24 protein-coding genes are annotated in these 26,733 nt (G+C 69.9%); 7 read left to right on the forward strand and 17 right to left on the reverse strand.

Annotation, left to right across the window (positions count from 1 at the left end):
- Positions 1-5 precede the first annotated feature (5 nt).
- From ACFSCV_RS16560 to ACFSCV_RS16570, 3 genes are all read left to right on the forward strand, one after another.
- Positions 6-1,340, forward strand: a complete 1,335-nt coding sequence (locus tag ACFSCV_RS16560; protein ID WP_378800666.1) for an LLM class flavin-dependent oxidoreductase — start codon at positions 6-8, stop codon at positions 1,338-1,340.
- 35 nt (positions 1,341-1,375) lie between these two features.
- Positions 1,376-2,221, forward strand: coding sequence for a nitroreductase family protein (locus ACFSCV_RS16565; protein ID WP_378800667.1), 846 nt, complete (start codon positions 1,376-1,378; stop codon positions 2,219-2,221).
- A gap of 104 nt (positions 2,222-2,325) precedes the next feature.
- A complete protein-coding gene (locus ACFSCV_RS16570) occupies positions 2,326-3,432 on the forward strand; it encodes an LLM class flavin-dependent oxidoreductase (protein ID WP_378800668.1) in 1,107 nt (368 codons plus the stop codon).
- A gap of 70 nt (positions 3,433-3,502) precedes the next feature.
- Here the strand turns inward: ACFSCV_RS16570 and ACFSCV_RS16575 are convergent, their stop codons facing one another.
- The 6 genes from ACFSCV_RS16575 to ACFSCV_RS16600 form a co-directional block, all read right to left on the reverse strand.
- Complete coding sequence (locus ACFSCV_RS16575; RefSeq protein ID WP_378800669.1) at positions 3,503-5,422, reverse strand: iron ABC transporter permease; 1,920 nt, start codon at positions 5,420-5,422, stop codon at positions 3,503-3,505.
- On the reverse strand, positions 5,419-6,276 hold the full coding sequence (locus ACFSCV_RS16580) for an ABC transporter substrate-binding protein (protein WP_378800670.1): 858 nt from the start codon (positions 6,274-6,276) through the stop codon (positions 5,419-5,421). The genes ACFSCV_RS16575 and ACFSCV_RS16580 overlap by 4 nt, the downstream gene beginning before the upstream one ends.
- On the reverse strand, positions 6,273-8,732 hold the full coding sequence (locus ACFSCV_RS16585; RefSeq protein WP_378800671.1) for a TonB-dependent siderophore receptor: 2,460 nt from the start codon (positions 8,730-8,732) through the stop codon (positions 6,273-6,275). The genes ACFSCV_RS16580 and ACFSCV_RS16585 overlap by 4 nt, the downstream gene beginning before the upstream one ends.
- A gap of 105 nt (positions 8,733-8,837) precedes the next feature.
- Complete coding sequence (locus tag ACFSCV_RS16590) at positions 8,838-9,764, reverse strand: FecR family protein (protein WP_378800672.1); 927 nt, start codon at positions 9,762-9,764, stop codon at positions 8,838-8,840.
- 66 nt (positions 9,765-9,830) lie between these two features.
- On the reverse strand, positions 9,831-10,325 hold the full coding sequence (locus ACFSCV_RS16595; protein WP_378800673.1) for an RNA polymerase sigma factor: 495 nt from the start codon (positions 10,323-10,325) through the stop codon (positions 9,831-9,833).
- A gap of 273 nt (positions 10,326-10,598) precedes the next feature.
- Positions 10,599-11,780: a thiolase family protein gene (locus tag ACFSCV_RS16600; protein WP_378800674.1), complete on the reverse strand. Its 1,182-nt coding sequence runs from the start codon at positions 11,778-11,780 to the stop codon at positions 10,599-10,601.
- Positions 11,781-11,850: 70 nt separating this feature from the next.
- Here ACFSCV_RS16600 and ACFSCV_RS16605 point away from each other — a divergent pair, with 70 nt between their 5' ends.
- From ACFSCV_RS16605 to ACFSCV_RS16620, 4 genes are all read left to right on the forward strand, one after another.
- On the forward strand, positions 11,851-12,486 hold the full coding sequence (locus tag ACFSCV_RS16605; protein ID WP_378800675.1) for a TetR/AcrR family transcriptional regulator: 636 nt from the start codon (positions 11,851-11,853) through the stop codon (positions 12,484-12,486).
- Positions 12,483-13,868 (forward strand): MATE family efflux transporter, encoded by a 1,386-nt coding sequence (locus ACFSCV_RS16610; protein WP_378800676.1) that lies wholly within the window; start codon positions 12,483-12,485, stop codon positions 13,866-13,868. Before ACFSCV_RS16605 ends, ACFSCV_RS16610 begins: the two co-directional genes overlap by 4 nt.
- A gap of 280 nt (positions 13,869-14,148) precedes the next feature.
- Positions 14,149-15,234 carry an efflux RND transporter periplasmic adaptor subunit gene (locus ACFSCV_RS16615; protein WP_378800677.1) on the forward strand — a complete coding sequence of 362 codons (1,086 nt, stop codon included), beginning with the start codon at positions 14,149-14,151 and terminating at the stop codon, positions 15,232-15,234.
- The gene (locus ACFSCV_RS16620; RefSeq protein ID WP_378800678.1) at positions 15,231-18,332 is read left to right on the forward strand and encodes an efflux RND transporter permease subunit; all 3,102 of its coding nucleotides are present in this window, start codon (positions 15,231-15,233) and stop codon (positions 18,330-18,332) included. The genes ACFSCV_RS16615 and ACFSCV_RS16620 overlap by 4 nt, the downstream gene beginning before the upstream one ends.
- A gap of 53 nt (positions 18,333-18,385) precedes the next feature.
- On the opposite strand, the gene ACFSCV_RS16625 is transcribed toward ACFSCV_RS16620, so the two are convergent.
- The 11 genes from ACFSCV_RS16625 to ACFSCV_RS16675 all read right to left on the reverse strand — a co-directional run bounded on the left by ACFSCV_RS16625 (position 18,386) and on the right by ACFSCV_RS16675 (position 26,525).
- Positions 18,386-19,192: a glycosyltransferase family 2 protein gene (locus ACFSCV_RS16625; protein WP_378800679.1), complete on the reverse strand. Its 807-nt coding sequence runs from the start codon at positions 19,190-19,192 to the stop codon at positions 18,386-18,388.
- Positions 19,189-19,731 (reverse strand): SAM-dependent methyltransferase, encoded by a 543-nt coding sequence (locus ACFSCV_RS16630; protein WP_378800680.1) that lies wholly within the window; start codon positions 19,729-19,731, stop codon positions 19,189-19,191. Before ACFSCV_RS16630 ends, ACFSCV_RS16625 begins: the two co-directional genes overlap by 4 nt.
- Positions 19,732-19,762: 31 nt before the next feature.
- Entirely contained in the window at positions 19,763-20,446 is a 684-nt protein-coding gene (locus ACFSCV_RS16635; protein ID WP_378800681.1) for a PIG-L deacetylase family protein, read from the reverse strand.
- Entirely contained in the window at positions 20,443-21,546 is a 1,104-nt protein-coding gene (locus ACFSCV_RS16640) for an acyl-CoA dehydrogenase family protein (RefSeq protein WP_378800682.1), read from the reverse strand. The genes ACFSCV_RS16635 and ACFSCV_RS16640 overlap by 4 nt, the downstream gene beginning before the upstream one ends.
- Positions 21,543-22,571, reverse strand: coding sequence for a glycosyltransferase (locus ACFSCV_RS16645; protein WP_378800683.1), 1,029 nt, complete (start codon positions 22,569-22,571; stop codon positions 21,543-21,545). The genes ACFSCV_RS16640 and ACFSCV_RS16645 overlap by 4 nt, the downstream gene beginning before the upstream one ends.
- Positions 22,568-23,473, reverse strand: a complete 906-nt coding sequence (locus ACFSCV_RS16650) for a glycosyltransferase family 2 protein (protein WP_378800684.1) — start codon at positions 23,471-23,473, stop codon at positions 22,568-22,570. Before ACFSCV_RS16650 ends, ACFSCV_RS16645 begins: the two co-directional genes overlap by 4 nt.
- A gap of 35 nt (positions 23,474-23,508) precedes the next feature.
- Positions 23,509-24,603, reverse strand: a complete 1,095-nt coding sequence (locus tag ACFSCV_RS16655; protein ID WP_378800685.1) for a glycosyltransferase family 4 protein — start codon at positions 24,601-24,603, stop codon at positions 23,509-23,511.
- A 58-nt stretch (positions 24,604-24,661) separates the two neighbouring features.
- Positions 24,662-25,141, reverse strand: coding sequence for a YciE/YciF ferroxidase family protein (locus ACFSCV_RS16660; protein WP_378800686.1), 480 nt, complete (start codon positions 25,139-25,141; stop codon positions 24,662-24,664).
- A gap of 116 nt (positions 25,142-25,257) precedes the next feature.
- Entirely contained in the window at positions 25,258-25,509 is a 252-nt protein-coding gene (locus ACFSCV_RS16665; protein WP_378800687.1) for a hypothetical protein, read from the reverse strand.
- Positions 25,506-26,231 (reverse strand): Crp/Fnr family transcriptional regulator, encoded by a 726-nt coding sequence (locus ACFSCV_RS16670; protein ID WP_378800688.1) that lies wholly within the window; start codon positions 26,229-26,231, stop codon positions 25,506-25,508. The genes ACFSCV_RS16665 and ACFSCV_RS16670 overlap by 4 nt, the downstream gene beginning before the upstream one ends.
- Positions 26,232-26,243: 12 nt before the next feature.
- Complete coding sequence (locus ACFSCV_RS16675) at positions 26,244-26,525, reverse strand: hypothetical protein (RefSeq protein ID WP_378800689.1); 282 nt, start codon at positions 26,523-26,525, stop codon at positions 26,244-26,246.
- Between the last annotated feature and the right edge of the window lie 208 nt (positions 26,526-26,733).

Consider the following 26,733-nt stretch of genomic DNA (forward strand, 5'->3'; position numbering starts at 1 on the left):
GCGCCATGGCGGATCGTCAGCTCCATCTCAACGTCAACCTGCTGAACGCCGGCTTCTACGGCTCGGCGTGGCGGGCCTCGGAGGGGCGCCCCGACGCGTTCCTCGACATCGCGCATTACGTCCGCTCCGCGCAGATCGCCGAGCGCGGAACCTTCGACGCGGTGTTCCTCGCCGATGTTCCGGCGCTGAGCGACCGGCCGGAGTACCGGCCGTTCCATGCGCTGGAGCCGACGATCCTGCTGACGGCGGTCGCCGCCGCGACCGAGCGGATCGGCCTGATCGCGACCGCGTCGACCACCTACAACGAGCCCTACAACATCGCCCGGCGCTTCGCCTCGCTCGACCTCGTGAGCGGCGGCCGGGCGGGCTGGAACGTCGTGACGACGGCGGACGCCGCCGCCTCGCGCAACTTCGGCTTCGACAATGTGACGGCGCACGCCACGCGCTACGAGCGGGCGGCCGAGTTCACGGAAGTGGTCACGGGGCTCTGGGACAGCTGGCAGGACGACGCGCTGGTCGGCGACAAGGAGACCGGCGCGTTCCTCGATCTGTCGCGGGTCCACCCGATCCATCACGCCGGCCGCCACTTCACGGTGAAAGGTCCCCTGAACGTGCCACGCTCGCCGCAAGGCTATCCGGTCGTCGTGCAGGCCGGCGGCTCGGAGGACGGACGGGAGCTCGCCGCCCGCCACGCCGAGGCGATCTTTTCCGTCGCTCTCACCATCGAGGACGGACAGGCCTTCGCGGCCGACATAAGACGGCGAGCGGCGCGCTACGGCCGGCGCGGCTCCGACATCGTCACCCTGCCGGGGCTCGCGACCGTGATCGGCTCCACGGAGGAGGAAGCGCGGCGGCGGGAGGAACGGCTCTGGTCGCTGATCCCCGGCGACTACAGCCTCGTCAGGGTCGCCGGCATCTTCAAGCTCGATCCGGCGAGCCTCGACCTCGACAGGCCGCTGCCGGACGAGATCGCCGTCCCGGTCGACGGCTCGCAGACGTTCTTCCGCGCGATGGTCGACACGGCGCGGCGTGACGGCCTGACGGTCAGGGAACTGCTGCGCAAGCTTGGCGGAGGCACCGGCCATCGCGTGCTGGTCGGCTCGCCCGAGCAGGTGGCCGACGACATCGAGCGCTGGTTCCGCGCAGGCGCCGCCGACGGTTTCAACCTCATGCCGGACGTGCTGCCGGACGGCCTTGAAACCTTCGTAGATCACGTGGTCCCGATCTTGCGCCGGCGCGGGATTTTTCGTTCGGAATATGCGGGCCGCACGCTGCGCGACCATTTCGGACTGCGGCGCCCGGAGAACCGAAACGTCGCAGCGACCTCCGTGGCGGTCTGAGCGCCCTCCCCGACCTGAAGTGACGAGATGTGCAGATGACCGCGACTGTCGCCGCCGCCCCCGTTTCATCATTCGCCGCCGCCCTGTCGGAGCGCTACGGCGACGACGACCTGGCGACGGACGGCGTTTGGAACGAGACGCTCGCGACCCTGCTCGGACATCGCAGCGTCCGTTCCTACCTGCCGGACCCGCTGCCCAAAGGCTGGCTCGAAACAATCGTCGCCGCCGCGCAGTCCGCGCCCACCTCGTCCAACTCTCAGGCCTGGAGCGTCGTCGCGGTCGAGGAGCCGGAGCAGAAATCGCGGCTGGCCAGCCTTGCGGGCGAGCAGGCCCATGTGCGCGCCGCGCCGCTTCTGCTGGTGTTCGTGGCGGATCTGTCCCGGGCGGCCCGTCTCGCCACCGCGCAGAACAGCCCGTTGGAAGGCGCGGACTATCTCGAAGCCTTTCTGATCGCCGCCCTCGACGCGGCGCTCGCGGCCCAGAACGCCGTCGTCGCGGCGGAGTCGCTCGGTCTCGGGACCTGCTATCTCGGCGCGCTGCGCAACCATCCGGAAGCGGTCGCGCGCGAGATCGGCCTGCCGCCCCGCGCCGCCGCCGTGTTCGGGCTCACCGTCGGGTTCCCCGATGCGACAGCCCCGGCGGCGATCAAGCCTCGCCTGCCGCAGGAGGCCGTCCTCCATCGCGGACGCTACGGGCTCGGAGCGGAACAGCGGGCCGTCTCCCGACACGACCGCGCGAGCGTGGCGTTCCGCGCCTCGCAGGGGCTCGACTCGACGCCGTGGAGCGCGCTCGCGGTCGACCGGCTGCGCAGCGTCGCCGCGCTCAAGGGTCGCCATACGCTCGGCGCCTCGCTCCGCGCTCTAGGATTCCCCATTGTCTGAGCGTCGTTTCGCGGATCGGCGGACACGAGTACGAAACCGAGGGCGACGGACGTCAGCCGGGCGCGGCGCCGACCTGACCTCGGGCATGAGTGAGGCATCTGATCATGAGCGCTGAGTTTCTCTGGTACATCCCGAACGACGTGGTCGCCGGCCATCGTGGCGACGCCGTCTCGGAGGGCCACAACTCCCTCGAGACCTTGACCGCGCAGGCCAGGGCGATCGAGGCGAACGGCTGGAAGGGCGCGCTGATCGGCACCGGCTGGGGCCGTCCCGACACCTTTACATTGGCGGCCGCGCTCGCTGCGCAGACCAGCGTCTTCGAGCCGCTCATCGCGGTGCGGCCGGGCTACTGGCGGCCGGCTCATTTCGCCGCCGCCACCGCCACGCTCGACCACCTCACCAAAGGCCGCGTGCGCGTCAACGTCGTCTCGGGGCAGGACGACTTCGAGGCGTACGGCGACAGCGAAGGCGATCAGGCCAAGCGCTACGCGCGGACGAAGGAGTTCATCCAGATCGTCCGCAAGCTATGGACAGAAGAGAAGGTCACCTATCAGGGCGAGCATTTCCAGGTCGCGGATTCGACGGTCGCTCCTCCCATCGTCGTCAGGGAGGGTCGACGGCGGCCGAAGATCTATTTCGGCGGCGCGTCCGAGGCGGCCGAGCGCGTCTCGGTCACCGAAGCCGACGTCCAGCTGTTCTGGGGAGAGACCATCGGCGGCATCGGCGAACGGATCGAGCGCCTGAAGTGGCTGAGCGCGGACCTGCGCGAAGACCTGCCGCCGCTTGAGTTCGGCCTGCGGATCACGACCTTCGTGCGGGACACCACGGAGCAGGCCTGGGCCGAGGCCGAGGAAAAAGTCGCCGAAATGGCGCGAGCGCACGGCCGTGGCTGGAACGACCATCGCCGCAAGGTGGCGGTAGGACAGCAGCGCCTGCTCGATCTGCACGAGCGCGGCGACGTCCTCGACGACAACCTCTACACCGCGCCGGGGAAGTTCGGCGGAGGCGGCGCCGCCACCACCTGGCTCGTCGGATCGGCCGAGGACGTGGCGCGTTCGCTGCGGAAGTATCAGGCTCTCGGCGTCTCCCACTTCATCCTGTCGGACACGCCGTATCTGCGCGAGGTCGAACGTCAGGGAAAGCAGCTTCTTCCCCTGCTTCGGGGTCCTGCGACGGTGTCGGAGAACGCGCCAGATCTCGTCCGCGGCTAAGCGATCGTACGGCGTTCCGGCCTTCGCGCGTCGCCTCGCGAAAGAACGGATCGCCGCGATCCTGCGCCAGTCATCGCGAGAGAGCGATGAGCGCCGCGGCGCCTCCGAGAAGCATGGCGATGACGCCGGCGGGAATCTCATAGGGGAACAGCGCGACCCGCCCGATCCAGTCCGCGGCGGCGAGGAGCGCGCCTCCGATGAGGGCCGATCCCGCGAGCAGGCTCGCGGGCGAGCGGCATCCGGCGCTGCGCGCGGCGTGGGGAGCGATCAGGCCGACGAAACTGAGGGGGCCGATCACCAGCGTCGCGGTCGCGGTGAGGACGCTGGCGAGCGCGAGCGTCAGCGCCTGCGCCTGGCCGACGGGCAGGCCGGATGAGCGCGCGACCGATCCGAGCGGCAGCAGTTGCAGCGGGCGGGCGAGAGCGAGCCCCGCCGCGAGGCCGCCGGCCGCCACGACGAGGATGACGAGCGCCCGGCCCGTGTCCGCAAGGTAGGTGGAGCCGCTGAGCCAGATGACGGCGAGCGCCATGCGCGGATCGCCGCTGGCCAGCAGAAACGAGACGACGCCCGTGAAGGCCGACGCGACGCCGACGCCAAGCAGAAGAGGCTGCTCCGGCGGGGCTCCGCGCCCGACGCCTTTCAGCGCCCAGACCGCGGCGACGCCCGCGCCGAGCGCGCCCGCGACGAGTTGAGAGCCTGCGCCCGCCATGGGCGCAGCGTAGAGCAAGGCGAGGAACCCCAAAGCGGCGCCGGCGCTCACGCCGATCATATCGGGGCTCGCCATCACGTTTCCGGTCATGCGCTGGAGCAAGGCGCCCGCGACCGCGACCGCCGCGCCGGCGCCGAACGCCGCTAGGACGCGCGGGACGCGATAGACGAACGTCTGGTCCAGGGTCGCCAGGGTCCAGCCGTCCGCCGTGCGCTCGACGACGAGCGCCACCGCCACAGCGACCAAGACAGCGATCAGCAAGGCGCCCCATCGCGGATGCAGTCGCTTGGGCGGCGCGGAGAGCGACGTCAGCGTCAGCGACGGACGGCGCATGCGGGCGGCGAGCGCCATGAGCAGCGGCGCGCCGAGCAGCCCGGTCGCCGCCCCCGTCGGCAGATCGAGCGGGACGAGTTTCACCAATTCATCGGTGAGCCACAGCAGACCCGCGCCGTAGATCGGGGACCACAACAGCCGCGCGGCGACGGTGCGGGCGCCTGTCGCGCGGGCGAGATGCGGCGCGGCGAGGCCCACGAAGGCGATCGCCCCCACCTCGGCCGTGGTCAGCGCCGCAAGTCCGGCGGCCAGCGCGAGACCCGCCAGGCGAATGACCTTCGGGTCGGCACCGAGCGCGGCGGCCCCCGCGTCGCGCAGCGCGGCGAGCGTGAAGGCGCGGACCAAGCCTGCGGCCGCAAGCCACGAAACCGCCAGAAACGCGAGCAGGTTTGCCGCGGCGGACCAGTCGTTCTGCCGGAGCGAGCCGGAGCTCCAGAGGAAGAGAGCCCGCATCCACTCGTGGTTGAACAGCGCGATCAGCGTCGTCGCCGCGCTCGCTGCGAAGCTCAGCACCAGGCCGGCGATCACGATGGTCGCCGGCCTCATGCCGCCGCGGGACGCGAGCCCGAGCGTGAACCCAACCGCCGTCAGGCCGCCGGCGAGCGCGACCAGCGACTGCGACGCGCCGCTCAGCCCCGCCGGCCCACACAGGGCGAGCGCGAGCACGGCGCCCGCCGAGACGCCGGTGGTCGAGGGCTCGGCGAGCGGATTGTCGAGCGCGATCTGTAGGACGAGGCCGGACAGCGCGAGCGCCGCGCCGGCGGCCAGCGCGGTCGCCGCGCGGGGGAACAGGGTGTAGTGGGCGATCACCGCGGACACGTCGCCGGAGTCGGGCGACAGCAGCGCGGAAAGCCACTCGGCGGGGGGCAGCAGGCGCGCCGCGCTCAGCGCGAACAGTGCCGCCGCGGCCGCGAACAGCGCGGCGGCGAGGAGCGAACGCGGCGTCACCGCGCGCGCCCGCTTTCGAGCGCGTCGGCGAGGAGAGTCGCGAAGCGCGCCATGCTGGCGAGCCCGCCATAGACCCACACGGGCGGCAGGGCGACGACGTCATGAAACGCCGGCAAGGCCCGCCACAGCGCGCTTTGGGCGAGCGAAGCTGGAGGGCCGGGCGACAGCGCCACGAGTCTGGCGCCCTCAAAACGGGCCAGGCGGTCGAGCCCGAGCGTGGCGAAGCCCCACATGTTGGTCGGGCCGGCATAGGCGTTCGTCAGTCCCATCCGCTCCAGCGCGGTCTGGAACAGCGAGCCTTGGCCGAACACGTCCGCCCTGCGATCGTCCGCGAAATTGGCGATCAGGACGGGCCGCTCGTTGCGCCCGGCGAGGCGGGCGGCCGCGCGGGCGAGCGTGGCGTCGAGACGCGCCAGCACCGCCGGCGCCTCGGCGGCCGCGCCGCAGGCGTCTGCAAGGCGAGCGAGCGCCTGAAGCGATCGATCGTAGGGACGCCGGTCGGCGTCATAGATCGCAAGCTCCAGCGTGGGCGCGATGGCCTCCAGCCGCGCCTGCGGCGGCCCGTAATGACGCAGGCGGACGATGAGGTCCGGCTTGAGGCTCGCGATGAGCGCCAGGTTCGGTTGCGACCTGAGGCCCACGTCCGCCACCGTCGCCGGCAACTGCGGCGTCGCCACCCGCGTCCGGTAGTACGGGGCCTCGGCGACCGCAGCCGGCGTCGATCCGAGGAGGAGCGCGAGCTCCGTCAGCGCCCAGTCAAGCACCACCAGGCGCGGAGCGGCCGCGTGCGACCGCGCCGCCCCGGCCAGAGCCAGAGCGGCGCCCAGGACGGACCGCCGCGTCCAGCGGCTCACCACCTGTATTTCATCGTCGCGTAAACGGTGCGCCGGTCGCCGTAATAGCAGCCATAGGCGGCGAGGCAGGTCGCTACATACTTCTTGTCCAGAAGATTGCTCGCGTTCACCTGCAGCGAAACGCCCTGGAGCCGCGCGATCTTGCGGCCGAAGTCGTAACGCAGCGAGGCGTCGAACAGGGTCACGCCGGGGGTCTTGAACTCGTTGGCCTCGTTGCCGAAGGACGCTCCAAAATACCGCGCTCCGCCGCCGAGGCTGAGGCCCTCGGCCGCTCCTGCGCCGAAGGCGTAGTTCAGCCAGGCCGCCGCCTGATGCTTCGGCACAAAGGCCGGGCGATTGCCAACCTGGTCTACAGCGGTCGTGCGGGTGATCTCGGCGTCGGTGTAAGCGTAGGAGACAACGCCCTCGAGGCCATGGCCGAGATCCGCCTTGCCCTCGAACTCGACGCCTTTGAGCTCGATCTCGCCGGTTTGGCTACGGAGGCCGCCGGGACCGGCAGTGACCGCATTCGTCTGCGTGAGGTGGAAGGCCGACAGGCTGACGAGGCCGGGAAATCCGTCCGGCTGGTATTTTACGCCAGCTTCAATCTGCTCGCCCTCAGATGGCTCGAACGGTTCCAGCGACGGTTTAGACGGATTACTGGACGGTTTGACGCCGGCCACAGGCAAGAACGAGGTCGAGTAGCCGATGAAGGGCGCAAAGCCGTTCTCGAACCGGTAGCTCAGCCCGATATTGCCGGTGAAGGCCTCGTCATCGCTCGTGACGGGCCGCGGGTCGCCGCTAGCAGGCCCGCTCCTGTCCGTGCTGTTCTTCGCCCAGTCGTAGCGAACGCCGGCCTGCAGCGTCCACGCGTTCCACTTGATGGTGTCTTGGACATACAGGCCGAGCTGACGCTGAACCGTGTCGATGCGCAACACGACAGGCGGCTCCGTAACGGAAAGGCCGGAGCCGGGATCGAACGCGTCGTAGTCTCCGACGTTTAAGGACTTCAGATCGGACTCGCGATAGCCGGCCTTCTCACGGGTGAAGTCGGCGCCGAAGAGCAGCGTGTGCTCCAGTTCGCCCGTCGAAAAACGGCCCTCGGCCTGGTTGTCGACAGTGAACATCTGCGACCGCTCGGGAAACGCCCAAGCATAGCGGGAGAGATTGGTCGGCACGCAGGACGCAGCTGAAAGGCAATAGTTCTGGACGCGCCTGGTGTGGGTGTCGACTTCGCCATAGCGGAGGTTCTGACGGAGCGTCCAGCCTTCGGTCAGCTCATGGGAGAGCTTGTAGCCCAAGAACCACTGTTCGTTGACGAAGCGATCGTAGGAGGGCTCGCCGGTGAATGTGCTCGTTGGGAGCTTGCCGTGGCCAGGATAGGGGTAAAGCGTCCCGAGCGCCGGCAGAGCCGTCGGAGCGCCGCCCCCTTTGTCGTCGACCTTCTGATAGTGCCCCAGGATCGTCAGCGTGGTGCTGTCCGTGGGCTTCCAGGTGAAGCTCGGCGCGATGAAGAGCTTGTCGTCCTCCACGTGGTCGACCTGGGTGTTCGCGTCGCGGACCAGACCGATCAGCCGGTAAAGGAACCGCCCCTCCGGGTCGAGCGGGCCGGAGACGTCGAAAGCCGCCTGCTTGCGGTCATGGCTGCCGCCGAGCAGTTCGATCTCTCCCCGCGCGGTCTCGGTCGGGGTCTTGCTGGTCATGGCAAGAAGACCACCTGGGTTGCTCTGGCCGTAGAGGCCGGACGCCGGACCTTTTAGAACCTCGACGCTTTCAAGCAGGTGCGACTCGATGCGGGCCTGGGAATAACCTTGGGCGCCGAAGGGCAGCCGCAAGCCGTCGAGGTAGCGCCTCGGCGCGAAGCCCCGGATCGTGAACCAGTCGTAGCGCGAGTCCGTGTCGCCATACTGCGAAACGACGCCCGGGGTGTAGCGCAGCGCCTGGGTGACGCTCTGCGCGCCCTGATCCTCGATCTGCTTGCGCGTGACCACGTTGACGACGCGCGGGGTCCGGACCAGCGGCGCGCCGGACTTGGTGGCGCCAAAGCTGAAGCTCGCCGCGTAGCCCTGAGCCTGAGCGCCCTGACCCGCTCCCTCGACCGAAATCTCCGCGAGTTCGGTCGTGTCCTCGGCCGTGAGAGCGCCCTCGCGGCGCAGTTGCACCAGCGTCACGGCGTGCGGATCGATGTTCTCGTAGGAAAGGCCGGTGCCCTTCAGGAGAACCCGCAACGCTTCCGCCGGCGGAAGGTCTCCCCGCACGCCGGATGTCTTGACGCCCCGCAGCGCCGATCCGGACGAGAGAAGCTTGCGGCCCGAAGCCTCGGCCCACTGCGTCAGCGCCGCCCCGAGGGGCCCCGCCGGAATCGCGAAGCGAACCCGATCCTCCGCCCGCCCCGGGCCGGCCGCCGCGCACAGGCTTGCGCCCGCCAGCGCAAAGGCGGCCGCACGCCGTCGCCATGTCCCCGTCCGTCCCGCCATTTCTATCCCCGTTCGCCGTCGAGGCCGCGCGCGGCGGCCTTACCGACGAAGACGCCGGCGGACGGGACTTCGACACCGGCGGCCCCGAAAAAAGATTCCGGACGCTCACTGCGCCGCTGATCGCACGATGGTCAGGAAGGGCAGCCGGGTGACGTGGACGGGAAGCGCCGCGGCGATGGCGTCCAGCAAGGCGGGGGCGTCATTGGTGGGAAAGGCGCCGGTCAGCCTCAATCGGCCGGCGTCGCCGAGCACGATGATCCGTCCCCCCACGTAGCGGCTGACTTCATGGGCGACCTGGTCCAGCGGCTGGTCGTCGAAGACCAGAAGTCCCCTCCGCCAAGCGGTCGCCGCGCGCACGTCGACGGCGCGCGGCGCCAGGAGGCCGCCGTTTCGGATCTCCGTCTCCTCCCCCTCGCCGAGCTCGGCCTGATCGCCGGTGCGGACATCGCTCGCCCGAACCCGCCGCTCGGTGACCAGCACGCTGGTCACGTCGTAGGCGTGCTCGACCTCGAAAGCGGTGCCGAGCGCCCGCGCCTCGAGATCGCCCGCCGCGACGACGAAGGGGCGAGCGGCGTCCGGCGACACCGCCACATGGATGCGGCCCGAGTAGAGCTTCAGCCTGCGCTCGCCGGGCGTCAGATCCACGTCAAAGCTCGTCGAGGCGTCGGCCTCTACGGTGGAACCGTCCGCGAGGGAGATGGTTCGCCGTTCGCCGGCGGACGTGCGTTCGTCCGCGAAGAAGGCTCTGGGCGGACCGAACGCTCCCACCGCGAACGCGCCGCCGAGGCCGATCGCCAGCGCCGCGAAGATCGCCACGGTTCCGCCGCCGCGCCGAGGCTTCAACGCCGGGCCGAGGCGCGCCCACAGGAGTTCGGCCCGTTCCGCCGCCGCCCGACGCTCCGCGCTCGAGGCCTTCCAGTCCTCATAGGCCTCCCAGTCCTGCGCGACGGCGGCGCCGGAATGCAGGTGGACGATGCGCTCCAGCGCCGCCTCCGTCAGGGCGTCCAGCGTGTTCTTGGCGTCGTCCGTCATCGCCTGCGCGCTCTCCCCGCGGTCTTCCTGTCTTTAAGACGTCCGGGGAGCAAAAGCCGACAGGGATCAGCCGGCCGCAGGGTCAAGACTTTGGAGGCAGACCTTGAGCGCCTTCATGATGTGCTTGCTGACCATGCTCGGCGAAATGGACAGCCGCGCCGCGATCTCCGCATGGGAGAGGCCCGCCACGCGGTTCAGCAGCAGCGCCGTCCGCGTCTTGGGCGGCAGGCCGTCGAGCGCGGCCCTCAGCCGCGCGAAATCCTGCCGGGCGATGAGGCTTCGATCCGCGAGCGGCGCGGCGTCCGCCAGCGTCGCGGCCTGCTCCAGCGGCAAAGCGCGCCCCTGGCGACGCTCCCGGCGCACGAGATCGACGATCAGATTGCCGGCGATCCGCCAGAGGAAGAACTGGGACGCGGGAGAGCCGGAGCGCTCGCCGCGCTGGCTCGCGACATAGCGGAGAAACGCTTCCTGCGTCAGATCGGCCGCCGCCTCCCGGTCGCGCAGGCGCCGGTAGGCGTAGCGCCTGAGGTCGTCGCTATAGGCGCGAAAGAGCGCGTCCATGTCGGCGGGCGCTTCCGTCCCGCCCCGAAACGAAACATTCATGATGCCGCCCTCAGCCGAGGGCTACATACCCAAATGACGAAAACCCTTCAAGATCAATGTTTTATATGAATTCCAAACTGCAGTGGAACATCCTCATGACTCATGTGAGGCCCTGCGCAACGCCACTGCGTCGCCGACGAGAGCGCGGCGCGTTCGACCGCCGTTTGGGCGCTGGTGAAGCGCTGACCGATCTCAAGGTCTTCGAAGCGGCGCGCGCGACATCGCCATGGGTCAGGCCGCCTCGAACGCCAGCGCGATGCCCTGGCCGCCGCCGATGCAGAGCGTCACTATCCCGCGACGCAGGCCGTCGCGCTGCATCGAATGAAGCAACCGGGTCGTTAGCACGGCGCCCGTCGCGCCGATCGCATGACCGTGCGCGATCGCGCCGCCCTCGACGTTGACGACGTCCTCCGGCAGGCCGAGCTCCTTCATCACGGCGAGCGGGACCGCCGCGAAGGCCTCGTTGATCTCGATCCGGTCCACGTTGCCGATCGACCAGCCGGCGCGCTCCAGCGCCACGCGGACTGCGGGGACCGGGCCGAGGCCGAACAAGCCGGGCTCGACGCCCGCGACGCCGTAGGCGACGAGACGGCCAAAGGCCTCAAGGCCGTTCCTGTCGGCGAAGCTGCGTTCGGCGAGCACCATCGCCGACGCGCCGCTGTTGAGGCCTGGCGCGTTGCCGGCCGTGATCGTGCCGTCCTTTCGAAATGCGGGCTTCAAGCGCGAAAGAGATTGCGCCGTGGTGTCAGGGCGCGGCGCCTCGTCGACCACGAAAACCTCCTCGCCCTTTCGCCCCTTGATGGGGACCGGCGTGATCTCCGCTTCGAAAAGAGCCGCATCGCGGGCCGCCGAGAAGCGCTGTTGCGAGCGCGCCGCCCAGTCGTCCTGCGCCTCGCGCGTAAGCTGCGCTCTCGTCACGAGGTCCTCGGTGTGCCAGCCGGAATGCTCGCCGGAGAAGGCGTCGTCGAGACCGTCGGTCAACAGGCTGTCGAGGACCTCCGCCGGGCCCATCCGGTAGCCCCATCGGCCGCCCTCCATGAGGTAAGGGGCGCGGTCCATGTTCTCCATACCGCCCGCCACCGCGGCCTCGTGCAGACCAAGCGCTAATTCCTGCGCCGCGGTGACGATCGCCTGCGCGCCGGATCCGCAGACGCGGTTGACCGTCATGGCGGGAACCTCCACGGGCAACCCGCCGCCGACCGCGGCCTGACGCGCCGGGTTCATGCGGTTGCCCGCCTGAACGACATTGCCGAGCACGACCGAGCCGACCTTCTCAGCGGCGAGCCCGGACCGCTTCAGAGCGGCGGAAACCACAATTGCGCCGAGCTCGATTGCAGGCACGCCCTTGAGTGATCCGTTGTAGGCGCCGATCGCCGTCCGGACCGGCGCGGCTATGACGATGTCCCTGGTCACGGCATGCCCTCCTCGCATATGCTTTGAAATGACGATCGTAACATGATATTATAATCATAATTCATCAAGCGTGAATCTGCGGCGGCTGCGTCGCTGTTCGCGATGCCGAGGAGATCCGCACATGCCGCTGAGCAAGGAGCACAAGGCCGCGACGCGCGAACGGATCCTGGCGCAAGCCTCCGCGCTCTTCCGGCGCGATGGGGTCGACGGCGTCAGCGTCCCGGCCTTGATGAAGGAGGCGGGGCTGACCCATGGCGGTTTTTACGCTCACTTCCCCTCCAAGGACGCGCTGATCGCCGAGGCCGTGACGCGCTCTCTGGAAGAAAAGACCGACCATATGGTCGCGACCGCAGGCCGGTCTGAGGGGTCGCCAAGGGACCGGGCGGCGGCGGCGATCGACGAGTATGTGAGCCGGGGTCATCGCGACCATCCGGAGACCGGCTGCGCGATCGCGGCGCTGGGAGCCGAGACCTCGCGCGGCGACGCCGTAATCCAACGCGCGATGGCCGACGGCGCCCGGCAGGCCGTGGAGCGTCTCAGCGAAACGCTGGGGCTCGGCGAACACGCGAGCGACGAGGTTCTCGCCCTCTACGCAGGCATGATCGGCGCGCTGGTGCTGGCCCGGGCCTGCCGGGAGGACAAGGAACTGTCGGACCGCATCCTGGAGGTCTGTCGCGAACGCCTGAAGAAGAGCTTCGCGGCATGAGCGATCAGGCGGCCGCGGCGCCAGCCGTCACGTTCACGCTCGATCCTCGAACCCGGGCGATGCTCGATGGGTCTATCGCGCCGCTGATCCTGCGGATGGCCTGGCCGAACCTGGTCGTGATGCTGCTTCAGGCGGCGACCGGCCTGATCGAGACCTACTGGGTCGGACGGCTCGGGCCGGACGCGCTCGCCGGCATGGCGCTCGTGTTCCCGCCCTTCATGCTGATGCAGATTCTCTCGGTGGGAGCCATGGGAGGCGGCGTGTCGTCGGCTGTGGCGCGGGCGCTCGGCTCCGGACGACGGGACGACGCCGACCGGGTCGCGTTGCACGGCGTGGCGCTGTTCGGCGCGATCGGCGCGGCGTTCTCGCTGCTCGCGCTCGCCTTCGGACGCCCATTCTACGCCATGCTGGGCGCCGAGGGCGGCGCGCTCGAGGCGGCCGTCGCCTATTCGAACGTCGTCTTCGCCGGCAACGTGCTGCTCTGGATCATGAACGCGCTTGCGAGCGCGCTCCGCGGCACGGGCGACATGCTGGTCCCGGCGGGCGTCACGTGTTTCGGCGTTCTGTTGATCGTCCCGCTCTCGCCACTGCTGATCTACGGCTATGGACCCGTGGCCGGGCTCGGCGTGCCAGGCGGCGGACTGGCCATCGTGATCTTCAACGCGCTCGGCTGCTTCTACCTCGCCTGGCACGTGCTGTCGGGACGGAGCCTCGTCCGGCTCAAGCGCGGCCCTCTGGAATGGCGGTTCTTCGCCGACATCCTCAAGGTCGGCGCGCTCGCTTCGCTGACCTCGGTCCAGACCAACCTCATCTTCATCACGGTGACGGCCGTCGCCGGCCGCATGGCGGGCGCCGCGGCGCTTGCGGGCTACGGCACGGGGGCGCGGCTCGAATACCTGCTGATCCCGCTGTCCTTCGGCCTCGGCGCGCCGCTTGTGCCGCTCGTCGGCACGAACGTCGGCGCGGGCGACGCAGCCCGCGCCAAGCGGATCGCGTTCACGGGCGCGGCCTTCGCCTTCGTGGCCGCCGAAGCCATCGGGCTGGCGGCCGCCGCGGCGCCGGCGGCCTGGCTCGGCATCTTCGGCGCGGAGCCGGACATGATCGCGGCCGGATCGAGCTACCTGACGATCGCGGGGCCGGCCTACGGCTTCTTCGCCTTCGGGATGGCGCTCTACTTCGCGGCCCAGGGCGCGGGACGGCTGGGCAGACCGCTCGCCGTCACGCTCGGCCGGACGGCGATCGCGATCGGCGGGGCCATGCTCGCCGCGGCGCTCGGCGCGCCGTTGTGGACGGTCTTCGCGGCGGTGGCGATCGGCCTCGTGTTCTACGGCGTGGCGATGGGCGCTCTCACGGCCACCGCGGACTGGGGCCGCCGGGCCTGAGCCGAAGCCTCCTGCTCGGGTCTCCGAACACAGAACGGACCGCAGCGAAATCGTGGAGCTCTCGACGGGCCGGAGTCGCGTGCGCAGGTCGCTGCGGCCGACCCCCGACCCGGATCCGGTGGGTCGCGAGACGTACCCGCGCCGGAGCCGGCCGCAGCAGCGAAGCCGCGCGTGGATCTCGACCCTCGGAGGGAGGCGGCCGAAGAATCCGCTTGCGGGCGACGCCAAGCCTTTTTATATGATGATCATCATTTGTAAAGGGACCTCGGGGACGAAGCCGATGATCACCGCCCGCACTGCCGGCCTCATGGGCGTCGCGACCGCGGCGCTCGCCCTTGGCGCTTGCAAGCCCGAGGCGCAGGCCGACCCACGTCAGGCAGCTCGCGTCGTCCAGACCGCGACGGTGGAGCCGGCGGGCGCGCAGCGCCGGTCCTTCACGGGCGTGGTCGCCGCGCGGGTCCAGAGCAACCTCGGCTTTCGCGTCTCAGGAAAGATCGTCGAGCGCCTCGTGGACACGGGCGTGACCGTGAAGGCCGGACAGCCGCTGATGCGCATCGACCGGACCGACCTCGACCTCGCGATCACGTCCCGCGAGCGCGCGGTTGCGTCGGCCGACGCGGTGCAGAAACAGGCCGCCGCCGACGAGGTCCGCTACCGCGAGCTCCGGAAGGCGGGGTGGTCGACGCAGCAGCGCTACGAGCAGGCGAAAGCCGCGCTCGACACCGCGAACGCCCAGCTCGAGGCGGCGAAGGCGCAGGCCCAGATGGCCCGGAACGAGAGCGCCTACTCGGTCCTGGAGGCCGACGAGGACGGCGTCGTCGTCGAGACCCTGGGCGAGCCCGGGCAGGTCGTCTCGGCGGGCCAGGTTGTGCTGCGCATCGCCCGCAGCGGCTCGCGCGAGGCGTCGATCAGCCTGCCCGAAAGCGTTCGCCCGCGGATCGGCTCCGAGGCGCAGGCGACACTCTACGGCGGCGAACTGAAAGGCTCCGCGACCTTGCGCCAGCTCTCCGACGCCGCCGACCCCCGGACCCGGACCTACGAGGCCCGCTACGTGCTTGGCGGAGACGCCGCGCTGGCCCCGCTCGGCGCCACCGTGACGGTCGACGTCACGATCGAGCGCGCGGCGGGCGGCGCGCGGGTCCCGCTCGCGGCGCTGAACGACGACGGGTCGGGCGCTTTCGTCTGGACCGTGATCGAGGGCTCGAAGCTGGAGCGGCGGCCGGTCAAGGTCGCCCGCCTCGGCGCAGACTTCGCCACGCTCGAAGCGGGCGTCGCGACGGGCGAGACGGTGGTGGCCACCGGCGGCCGGTTCCTGCGCGAAGGTCAGGAGATCCGGGTCGCGGGGAACAAGGCCGCGATGCAATGAGCGGCTGGAACCTGTCCGCCCTCGCCGTCCGCGAGCGCGGAATCACACTCTTCCTCATCATCGCGACCATCGTCGCGGGCGCGGTCGCCTATCTCAAGCTCGGCCGCGCCGAGGATCCGCTGTTCACCATCAAGGTCATGACGGTGACGGCGGTCTGGCCTGGCGCGACCGCGCAGGAGATGCAGGACCTCGTCGCCGATCCGATCGAGAAGAAGCTCCAGGAGCTTCAGTACTACGACCGGGTCGAGACGCTGACGCGTCCGGGCCTCGCCCTGCTCACCATGAACCTCGTGGACTCGACGCCGCCCCAGGCCGTGGCCGGCCAGTTCTACGAGGCGCGCAAGAAGCTCGAGCTCGGGGATCTCAGGACGAAGCTCCCCCAGGGCGCTCTCGGGCCCTTCGTCAACGACGAGTACTCCGACGTCGCGTTCGCGGTCTATGCGCTGAAGGGCCATGGCCTGCCCGAGCGCCAGCTCGTGCGTCACGCCGAAACGGTCCGCCAGCGCCTGCTGCAGACGCCGGGCGTGAAGAAGGTCGACATCATGGGCGAGCGCCCTGAGCGGATCTTCGTCGACTTTTCCTATGCGCGGCTCGCGACCCTCGGGGTCGGCCCCAACGACGTGTTCGCCGCGCTCCAGCGCCAGAACGCGGTGACCGCCGCGGGCTCGGTCGAGACGTCGGGGCCGGAGGTGTTCGTGCGGCTCGACGGCGCGCTCGACAGCCTCGACCGCATCCGCGACACGCCGATCGTGTCGAATGGCCGCGTCCTGAAGCTTTCCGACGTCGCGACCGTCGAGCGCGGCTACGAAGACCCGCCGACGCTCCTCGTCCGCAACGGCGGCGAGGAGGCCCTCCTCCTCAACGTCGTGATGAAGGAGCGGTGGAACGGCCTCGATCTCGGCAAGGCGCTCGAAAGGGCCGAGACCACGCTCGGCGCGGATCTGCCCGTCGGCGTGACGCTCTCGAAGGTGTCCGACCAGGCGGTCAACATCGACGAGGCGGTCAGCGAGTTCATGCTGAAGTTTTACGCCGCGCTCGCCGTCGTCATGGTCGTGTGCCTGATCAGCCTCGGCTGGCGCGTCGGCGTCGTGGTCGCCGCGGCGGTGCCGCTGACGCTCGCGATCGTGCTCGTGATCATGATGGTCACCGGCCGCATGTTCGACCGCATCACGCTCGGCGCGCTGATCCTGTCGCTCGGCCTTCTGGTGGACGACGCCATCATCGCGATCGAGATCATGGTGGTGAAGTTTGAGGAGGGTCTGAGCCGGGTCGAGGCCGCGACTTACGCCTGGTCGCACACCGCGGCTCCCATGCTCGCCGGCACCGTCGTCACGGTGTTCGGCTTCCTGCCCGTCGGCTTCGCGGCGTCGAGCGCGGGCGAGTACGCCGGCAACATCTTCTGGGTGACCGGCTTCGCCCTGCTTGCCTCCTGGGTCGTGGCGGTCGCCTTCACACCGTATCTCGGCGTGAAGCTCCTGCCCGACATCAAGAAGCTTCCGGGCCACGCGCACGAGCGGATCTATTCCACGCCCATATTCGAACGCTTCCGGCGGCTCGTGCGGTGGTCCGTCCGGCGCAAGTTCGTGGTCGCGGGCCTGACGGCCGCGGCGTTCGCCGCCGCGGTGATCGGCATGGGCGCGCTCAAGCAGCAGTTCTTCCCGACCTCCGACCGGCCCGAGGTACTGCTGGAGGTCCAGATGCCCGAGGGCACGGGGATCAACGTCACGAGCGAGGTCGCGAAGCGCGTCGAGGACTGGCTGCTCGGGCAGCCGGAGGCCAAGATCGTCACGGCCTATGTCGGGGCCGGCGCGCCACGCTTCTTCTTCTCCTACAATCCCGAACTGCCCGACCCGTCCTTCGCCAAGATCGTCGTGCTGACCGGCGGCGAGGACGAGCGCGAGGCGCTCAAGATGAAGGCGCGGCAAGAGATTGCGAACGGCCTCGCGCCCGAAGCGCAGGTGCGCGTCTCGCAACTCGTGTTCGGCCCCTACACGCGCTACCCCGTCGCTTTCCGCGTCATGGGCCCGGACCCGCAGGTCCTGCGCGGGATCGCCGACACGGTCCAGGCCGTGATGAAGGCAAACCCCAACACGCGCACCGTCAACCAGGACTGGGGCGAGCGGGCCCCGACCGCGCGCTTCGTGCTGGATCAGGACCGCCTGCAGGCGATCGGCCTGACGACCGCGGATGTTTCCGACCAGCTTCAGGTCCTGCTCCGCGGCATGACCGTCGCGCAGGTCCGCGAGGACATCCGTGCTGTGGCGCTCGTCGTGCGCAGCGATCTCGGCGCAGCGCCCGACCTCGGGCGGCTTGGCGACCTCACCATCGTGAACCGCGACGGCGCGCCGGTGCCGCTCAGCCAGATCGGCCACGTCGAAGCGCGGCCGGAAGACCCGGTGACGCGCCGGCGCAACCGCATCCCGACCATCACGGTCCAGAGCGACATCGACGAGCGCCTCCAGCCTCCGCAGGTCACCGCGGAGGTGTTCAAGGCGCTCCAGCCCACGATCGCGGCGCTGCCTCCCGGCTACCGGATCGAGGTCGGCGGCAACGCGGAGGAGTCCGCCAAGGCGAACGCGGCGCTGGTTCCGATCTTCCCCGTCATGGTCGGCTTCATCCTGCTGGCGCTCATCCTGCAGGTCCGCAGCTTCTCGGCCATGTGGATGGTGTTCCTCACCGCCCCGCTCGGGCTCGTCGGCGTGGTGCCGACGCTGATGCTCTTCAACGTGCCGTTCGGCTTCAACGGCATCCTCGGGATGATCGGCCTGTCCGGCATCCTGATGCGCAACACGCTCATCCTTATCGGGCAGATCCACACCAACGAGGAAGAGGGCATGAGTCCCTATGAGGCGGTGGTGGAGGCCACCGTCCAGCGGGCCCGGCCAGTGGTGCTGACGGCGCTCGCCGCCGTCTTCGCCTTCATGCCGCTCACGCTCTCGGTGTTCTGGGGCTCGCTCGCCTACACGCTCATCGGCGGCACCGCGGCCGGCACCGTCCTCATCCTGCTCTTCCTGCCCGCCCTCTACGCGATCTGGTTCCGCATCCGGCCCGAAAAGGGCGAAAGCCCCGCTCCGATCGCAGCGCCGGCGCCCGCCTGAGACGAAGGCGCTCAAAAACCGCGGGATGCGATCCGGTTTGAGGCTGAGCTGCTCTAAACGGCCTTGCCGACAATCTCGATCGCGTCGCCGCCAAGCCGGATCGCGCCTGCGCGCTCGAACGCCGCAAGCCAGCCCTCCATCGGCCACCATCCCCATTTCCGGTGGAAGAGCTTGGCGTTGCGGACGATGTCGGCGAGGTGCTCCACGGGCGGGTCGCTTACCGCATGGTGCTGATGGAAGACGACTTCGCCGCCCGCGAAAACGAGTGGAACGCCCTGTTCTTTCGCCCGAAAGCCGAAATCGGTGTCTTCGCCTCCATAGCCGGTGAAGGCCTCGTCGAAACCGCCGATCCGATCGAACGTCGTCCGCCTCACGCCGAACGCCAAGGACCAGAACAGTCCGTAATTGGTCTCGTGACGAAGACCGGCGTCCGGAAAGATACGGGCCGGGTGCGGCTGGCCGGCCGCGAGCAGTTCAGCCTCGGTCCAGTCGCCGCGCGCGTCGTCCGGACCGAGATAGAGCGCTTCTGGGCAGACGAGCCCGTCGACCTCGTCGAGCGCGCGTTCGATCAGCGCGATCAGGGCGCGGGACGGGATGCAGTCCGCGTCCAGAAACAACAGGCGTTCCCCGACCGCCGACCGCGCTGCGAGGTTGCGCGCCGCGGCGAGCGGGAGACGTTCGCCGGAAAGCTCGATCCTCCGGATCGGAAACCCGGTTTCCTGGATCGCCGGCGGGACGTCGTTCATGTCGACCAGGACAAGCTCCGCAGGACCAGGCCGGCATCGGCTCAGTCCTTCCACGAGCTTGCGAAGATGGGCCGTCCGGCCCCGGGCCAGCGTCAGCACGCTGACGCCAGTCACGCCGTTCGCTCCCAGATGTCGAGGCGATAGCTCTCAGTCCGTTCGGTCGCAGCCGGCCGGACGATAGGCCATGCCGCTTTTCCCAGCTTCTCGACAGCCCCGTCGCCGGTCTGCGGATAGTCCGTCGCTCCGGTCCAGTGAACGAGGACGACCTTTCCGTCCCGGGCGAGCGCCATGGCCAACCAACGGCCAGCCGCGACCAGATCCCGGTCGCTCCAGTAGTAGGCGACCTCGGACACGACGATCAGATCGAACGCGCCCGCGGGCGCCTGTTCGGGGAACGTCATCTCCTGGAATCGGACGCTTGGGAGACCCGCGCAACGGCGGCGCGCCTGCGCCAGCGCCGACGCGCTTACGTCGATCGCGATCAGCTCCCCGACATGTGGCGCGAGCCTGCTTGTCAGGACGCCGTTTGCGCAGCCGATCTCCAGGCCGCGGCCATGCCGACGGTCTCCAAGCGCCGCGATGGTGTGGTCGTATTTGGCGCGTTCATAGGCGCTGCTCTCGAACCGCCAAGGGTCGGGATCGGCGGCGAACATGTTCTCGAAGTAGGACGGCGGGAGCGAAGCCTCAGGGCGCATGCGGGGAGCCGTCGAGATAGAGGACGTCCGCCTTCGGCATCCGCTTCAGCCGCTCGGGCACGCGGAAGCCTTCGCCGTGGAGCGGCGTCGTCTGGCTGCGATGTGCCGCGAGCGCGAGCCGCCGCGGCCCCGGGCGGGACGGTTCGGTGCGGTAGGCGGGGCCACGAGGCGGGCGCTCCGCCCAGACCACATAGTCGAACACCTCGATCGGCCGCATGACGGCGGCCGCGACGGCGCGCGCGAGCGCTGAGGCCGCCTTGTGGTCGCAATGCGGATCGAGCGCGGACGTGGTGGCGATGGCGTCGACGCGGCGCGCCCGACACAGGGCTTCCAAGCGTCGGACGCCGCGCGTCCAGACCGGCGAGCCCGGCGCCGGGGGATGCGCGTCCGGCCAGTCGAGAAAGACGGGAGACGGCGCGCCGGGGGCGAGCGTTCTCAGCGCCGCGCAGGCCTCGCGACGGCGGATGGCGGCGAGATCGGCTGGTCCGTCCGGTCCATGCGACGCGCGCCCGTCGGTCAGGAACGCCACGGCGACGAGCCGCCGCCCGGCCGTGGCCTCCGCGATAAGGGCTCCGGCCCCGATGGTCTCGTCGTCGGCGTGCGGCGCGAGCACGAGCCACCGCGCCTTGGCCCATCGGCTTCGCTTCAGCGGCGTCGGGAAGCGGGGCGTCACCACAGCTCGTCCTCGCCCCAGACGTCGCGCTCGAGAAACGCCTTGGCGGCTTCGTCGCGGGCATGGTCGGGGCCCGCCTGCCGAAGGTAGAGGCTCAGGTCCCGGATGATCTTGTCGATGCGGGAGCCGTCGAGCGCGCTCCGCGTGCCGACGATGCGCGCCGAGAGCTCCATCACGTCGAGCGCCGCCCGCTCCACCACGCCGCGCGCCATCAGGACGAACGGCTTCGCGTCCGGATGATCGCCCGCCGCGCGCTGCGCCGCCTCGCGCGCCCACAGCCAGGCGCCGCGCGCGGCTGCGACGGCTTCGGCGAATTTCGCGCGCTGCAGCGGATCCTCGCGGGCGTCGTCACGCATCGCCTTGCGGGTTTCGGCGAGCAGCCCTTCGACGCCGCCGAGCTGCACGGCGAGGAACCGCCACGCGCCGGCGGTGAAGCGCGGCTCGCGATCGTAGTCGCCCGGCGCTCCGAGGAGGTCTTCGCGGCGCGGGCGCATGCCCGTGAGGTCGTAGGTCCCGCTCATCGTCGCGCGCATGCCGCGCACGCGCCAGCCGGACGTGTCGGCGCGCTCCGGCTGGTTGGCCGGAACCACGACCAGACGGCGTTCGCCGGCCGCCGGCCGCGCCGTGACGATGGCGAAGTCGAGCGCGCCGGCCCCGGTCGCGAAGCGCTTCGAGCCCGACAGGCGCGGTCCGAAGGGATCGTCTTCGAGCGCGACGCCCGGCGAGGGCTCCGTGGCCCAGACGCCGAACAGGCGTCCGGCGTCAAGGTCCTTCGCCAGCCGGCGAAGCTGCTCGGCCGAGCCGTACCAGGCGAACAGCTTCAGCGCGTTGACGTGTCCCTCGTAGATCCGCCCGAGGCTGAGGTCCGCCCGCCCGACCAGCCGCAGCGCGTCGAACAGCGACCGGTTCTCGGCCTCGGCCGAGCTGAACGCCTCGCCCCCGCACTGGGGCGGCGCGAAGGTCCTGTGAAGGCCGCTGCGCACGAGCAGCCGGACGCTTTCCGCAGGAAAAACGCCTTCGGCGTCGTAGCGCTGGCCGAGCCGGCCGAGTTCGCCGTCGAGCAGCGCGAAGTGCAGGGCGGCGGACGGAATCTGCGTCATCGGTCGGCCCACCCCTCAATGAGCGACGCGGCGGTCCGCGCGCCATGCGCGTCGTGGAACGACGCGATCCTGCGTCGGTCGAGCGCCTCCGCCTGCTTCAGGACGCGCGGCCATGCGGATGCGGACGGCCAACGGGACAGGACGACGGCCGCGCCCGCGCCGTCGAGAGCCGCGGCCTTGGCGCGCTGTTCGGCGAAGGGCCGATCTTCGGGAATGCAGACGAAAGGCCGTCCGGCCGCCGCGACCGCGCCGAGGGTTCCGTCGCCCGCGCCCCCGACCACGACGCCGGCGGCGCCGATCTCGTCCTCGGCGTGATCGACCCATCCGGCGACGTCGAGGTTCGGGGACGCCGGCGTCGGCCGGTCGATCGGACCGATCACCCGCCATTGCCGATCCGGCGTCGCGCGGGCGGCCTCATCGATATCCTGCGCAGTGGTGCGGCTGCCGCCGCGCCCGAACGCCACCAGGACCACATCGCCGGTTCGGTCGGCGGCGGGCGGAAACGAGCCGAGACCGGAGGCATAGAAGGTCTTCGCGCGCACCCAGTCCGGGACGTCGTCGGTTTCGCAACGCGGATCGAACGGCGCGAGCAGCGCCTTCGCGCCGCGGAACGCGTCGAGATGCGCGGGGTCCCAACGCGCGCCGGCGAGCCTGACATAGACGGTAGGGGTGGCGCAGAGCCGCGCCAGCATCGCGACCTCGACCGAGACGTCGACGACCATGAGCGCGGGTCGCCGCTCTGCGATCCAGGCTGCGATGATCCGCGTGCGATCGCGGACGCCGGGATGGCCGAGCGGCGCGTAATGCAGGGCGTCCGGCCGGTCCGCCGCTCCGTCCTCGCCCGAGAAGCGGCCGTCGATCCGGTCGTCGGGAAGCTCCAGAACCTCGAAGGGGCCGGACAATCCTGTCACGCCCGTGCCGATCAGCGTGAAGCGCCCCGGCGCCTGCGCGGCGATCGCCTGAGCGCGCTGGCGGTGTCCCTCGCCGTGGTGGTGCACGTAATAGCCGATCGGGCCGCCGTTCATGCCGCAGTCTCGATCGCAGCGGGAACCACAACGACATCGCAGGTCATCGGCGGTAGCGCGATCTCCAGCTCCGCGACGCGCGCGTCGCCGCCGGCCAATCGCACGGAGCGCCGCCAGCGCGCGCGCTCCCTCCACTGGTCGAGCGACGGCGCCGCCATGGCGTGGGAGGAAGAGCTGGCCAGCTCCTTCATCTTCGCCGCCATGCCGCCGGTCGCCCGGGCGTCCGTCCTCGCCGAGACGCGGGTCCAGACCGAAGCCGGATGGCTGAGCCGGTAGCCGAGAGCGCGCGCCGCCATGACGAAACCGGCGTCTTCGCCGGAGGGGATCGGAGGGACGCCGCCGACGGCGCGATAGGCCGCGACGGTGGTCGCGAGGCTGGCGCCGGTATGATCGCCATGACGCGGCCAAGGATCCCACGCCACAGGATCGATCTCATCCTCGATCGCCCGGACCGCCCGCCAATAGGCCGACAACGCCTCCCATCTCGACCGGACGAGCGGCGGCGTGGCTTCGTCCTCGTCGAGCGCGAGCGCGCCGCCGACGAGGTCGACGCCAAGCTCGATCGCCTTGACGTTCTCCCGGACCCAGTCCCGCGGCGGCCTCGCGTCGGCGTCGGTGGTCAGCAGGATGGCACGGTCATTCTGTCCGACGACCGCCAGTCCGAGGTCCATCGCGCGCCGTCGCGCCGTTCCGGCGTGGGCCGCGCCTGGCGGAAACGTCTGCTCGTCGAGGTGAAGCGTCAGCGCGCCGTCATGCTCGGCCGCGAAGCGCTCGACGATCGCCCGCGAGCCGTCCGAGGTGTTGTTCAGCGCGACGACGACCGGCAAGGGTCCCGGCCAGTCCTGCGAGGCGAGCGCCGCCAGCAGGCGCGGCAGCCGCTCCGCCTCGTCGCGCGCGGGCACGCAGACGCAAACCCGCCGCTGAGCCGACGCCGCAGTCATACCGCGACCGCCAGCTCGTCGGCCGGCAGGGCCGGCGCGCCGCCGCCGATCATCTGGGCGTAGAGCCGCTCGTAGATCGAAACCATGAGGTCGGCGTCGCAGTGGCGCTCGGCCCGCAGCCGGCACTTCCGGCGGTCCAGCCGTTGCGCCGCGATCGCGGCCTCTGCGAGAGCCGACGGATCGTCGGGCGTCGCCAGCACGCCGCAGGTCTCGTCGAGGACTTCCGCGACGGCGCCGCGCGCGAACGCCGCGACGGGCGTTCCGCAGGCCAGCGCCTCCGCCGCGACGAGCCCGTAGGGTTCTTCCCAGCATGGCGTGAACAGCAGGGCTCGCGCCCCGCCGATCACCTCGGCGAGTTCGGCGTGGCCGAGATGGCCGAGATAGATCGCGTCCTGATCGAGCCGGGGCCGGATCTCGCGTTCAAAATAGTCCGCGTTCGCGATCGGGCCGGCGACGCGCAGCGGAAGCCCCACGAGCCGCGCCGCGTCGATCGCGAGATGCAGCCCCTTTTCCGGCACGATCCTTCCGGACCAGGCGAGATAGCGGGCGGAAGAGGGTACGGGGCTGAAGGAGAAGCGCGTCAGGTCGATGCCGTTCAGCACGACGCCTTTGACCGGCGCGATCGGAGCCCAGAGGCCGCGAAGCGCGTCCGACACGGCGACGAAGGTGGACCGGGACGAGCTGCAGATCCGAACGCCGCTTTCGAGCCAGCAGAACGGCGGCGTGTGCAGCGTGGTCAGCATCGGCGTCGCGACCGCGTCCGCCATCGCGACCGGCAGATAATGCAGGGAGTTGTTGTGGATGACGTCGAAGCCGCGGCCGCCGAGCCCGGTCATCAGCTTCAGATAGGCGTGGTGCTCGCGGAAGAACGCCACGTCGGTGGCCTCGGCGAGGCCTACCTCCCGGATGGCGGTCTCCTCGCAGATCGGCTCCACGCCCACCGACGGATCGGACCCGTCGGAGGCGAAGACGACGACGTCGTGCCCGCGGCGGCGCAGGCCGCTCGCGAGCAGATGGGTGTGGGTCTCTAGGCCGCCCGCGAAGGGCTCGCCGATCCGGTGCTTCAGATGCGCGATGATGCCGATACGCAAGACGACGCCCTACCTTTTGCGATGATCAAGCGCGGTCCAGCCCGCGCGGCGGAACGGGTCAGGCCGACAGCTGTTCCGCGATCTTCGAAAGGCGTTCGTCGGCGGCCTTCTCTTCCTCGAGGGTCTTCTGCAGAAGCGGCGTCGCCTCGTCGTAGCCGAGCTTGGCCGACCAGGACCGGAGCATGCCGTATCGGGCGATCTCGTAATGTTCGACGGCCTGCGCGCAGCCGATGAGGACGTCGTCGGAGGCCGGCGACTCGGCGAAGTCCTCGAGGTCCTCCTCCATTTCGGAGGTGATCCCCTGCATCGCCTCGCACGTCTTTGCGCGCGGCGTCTTGCCGATGATCTCGAAGATTTCGCTCAGACGCTCGATCTGCGTCTGCGTCTCCTCGAGATGCTCCTCGAACGCCTTCTTGAGGTCCAGCTCCTTTGCCGCCTTCGCGGACTTCTTCAGCGCTCGCGCCGACGCGCGCTCCGCGTAGAGCACGTCCTTCAGCGTTTCGTGGAATGCGTCCGCGAGCGTCTTGGTCGTAGCCATCGGCGATCTCCCTGAGCCGTTTGAGGGGAGAGTCCGGCTTTCGCCTTCTCGTTCCCCGGCGCGGAGGGAAAATCGACCCGCGGGCTCCGTCCGGGCCGCTTCGGGAACAGATTCCGTTATACCGGGATAAGGTCCCCGAGCTGCCGGTTGAGCCAGCGCTCCGCGGCGGCGAGATTGGCGAACAGGGGAGGCTTGGTGCTGTCGACGCCGTTGAAACCGGCCTCGAGGCTCCATTGCCCCACGACCGGCCCATGGTCGAGATCGTCAAGCCGGACAAGGACGGCGATGAGCTTGCCGTTGCGCAGGACCAGCCGACCTTCCTCGTCGGCCGATCCGGTTTCCACCTTTACGGGCAGGAACTCCATCATGGGCGCTCCTCGCGATCCTGTCTGAAGTGCAGATAGGCTGGGTCGAACTCGGCGAAAGCCTTCAGAGCCGCCACGTCGGGAATGGTGATGCCGCGTCCCGCGGAGACGATCAGGCCGGCGCCGCGCAGACGCTGAAGAGCGCGGTTCACCGAGACGGTCGTCAGTCCCACGGTGTCGCCCAGCTCGGCCTGCGACAGCTCGAGCCTGAAGCTGTCGTCCGTGGCCTGGCCGACGACCTGCAATCGGACCAGCAGTTCGCAGAGGATGTGCGCGACGCGCGCGCTCGGCGTCCGGCGGCCCATGTTGACCAGCCATTCGCGCAGGATCGCGGCGTTGACGAGCTCGGACCACCACAGCGCGCGGGCAAGCGCGGGACGCGAAGTCAGCATCAGGATATGATCTTCGTTGAGCTCCGCGACCTGGCACGGCGTCCGCGCGGCCATGCCGTGATCCATCTTGTCCAGCAGGAAGCCGTAAAGGTCGCAGAAGTCGCCCGGCACCAGATAGCCGATGATCTGCCGCTTGCCGTCCGGCAGCGTCTTGTAGCGATAGCCGTGTCCCTCGATGATCACATGGACGGTGTCGGTGTGGTCGCCCTCGCTGACGATGTCTTCACCGGCCTTCAGCGACCGTCCCCGTCCGATCACGGCGTGAAGAAGCGTCTTGTCCTCCTCCGGCAGCGGATGAAGCGCTTCGAGTTTTCTGATGATCGCAGTCGACATCCTGCCCCGTTCTCAATCTACGCCGTGCGGACGATCTCCGGGCGCGCGCCCGGAGGCCTCGTCCCGCTGCGACGACAGCATCGCGTCGATGCGCGCGGATATGTGGTCCGCCACGCGGCCGTCGAGCTTCATCGCCTCCAGAGCCGTCTTCAGAGCCTCGAGCGCCTGCACGCGATCGTCTGCGGCGGCGTCGACATAGGCCTCGATATGCCGGTCGGCTGTTTCGAAGCCATCGTCGGTCGGGGAGCCGGCCGCCACCACAAACCACGTCAGACACGTCTGGAGATCGCTCATTCCACGTCTATACGACGTGCAATAAAGGCCGGATATAAACTCCTATAACGCCGGGCGCCTCCCGCCGCCGATTTATCCCTCCATCCCTGCTTTCGCGCCTTTGCCCGCGGAACGACCGTCGCCTGAAAGCTCTCACCTATCGACGGCGGCGTGCGACGCGCCGCGAAGGGAGAGCGCAATGTTCATGAGAATCGATCGGCTCCAGGCC

Origin of the sequence: Methylopila henanensis (genome assembly GCF_042681025.1) — a bacterium.
Taxonomy (GTDB): Bacteria; Pseudomonadota; Alphaproteobacteria; order Rhizobiales; family Methylopilaceae; genus Methylopila; species Methylopila henanensis.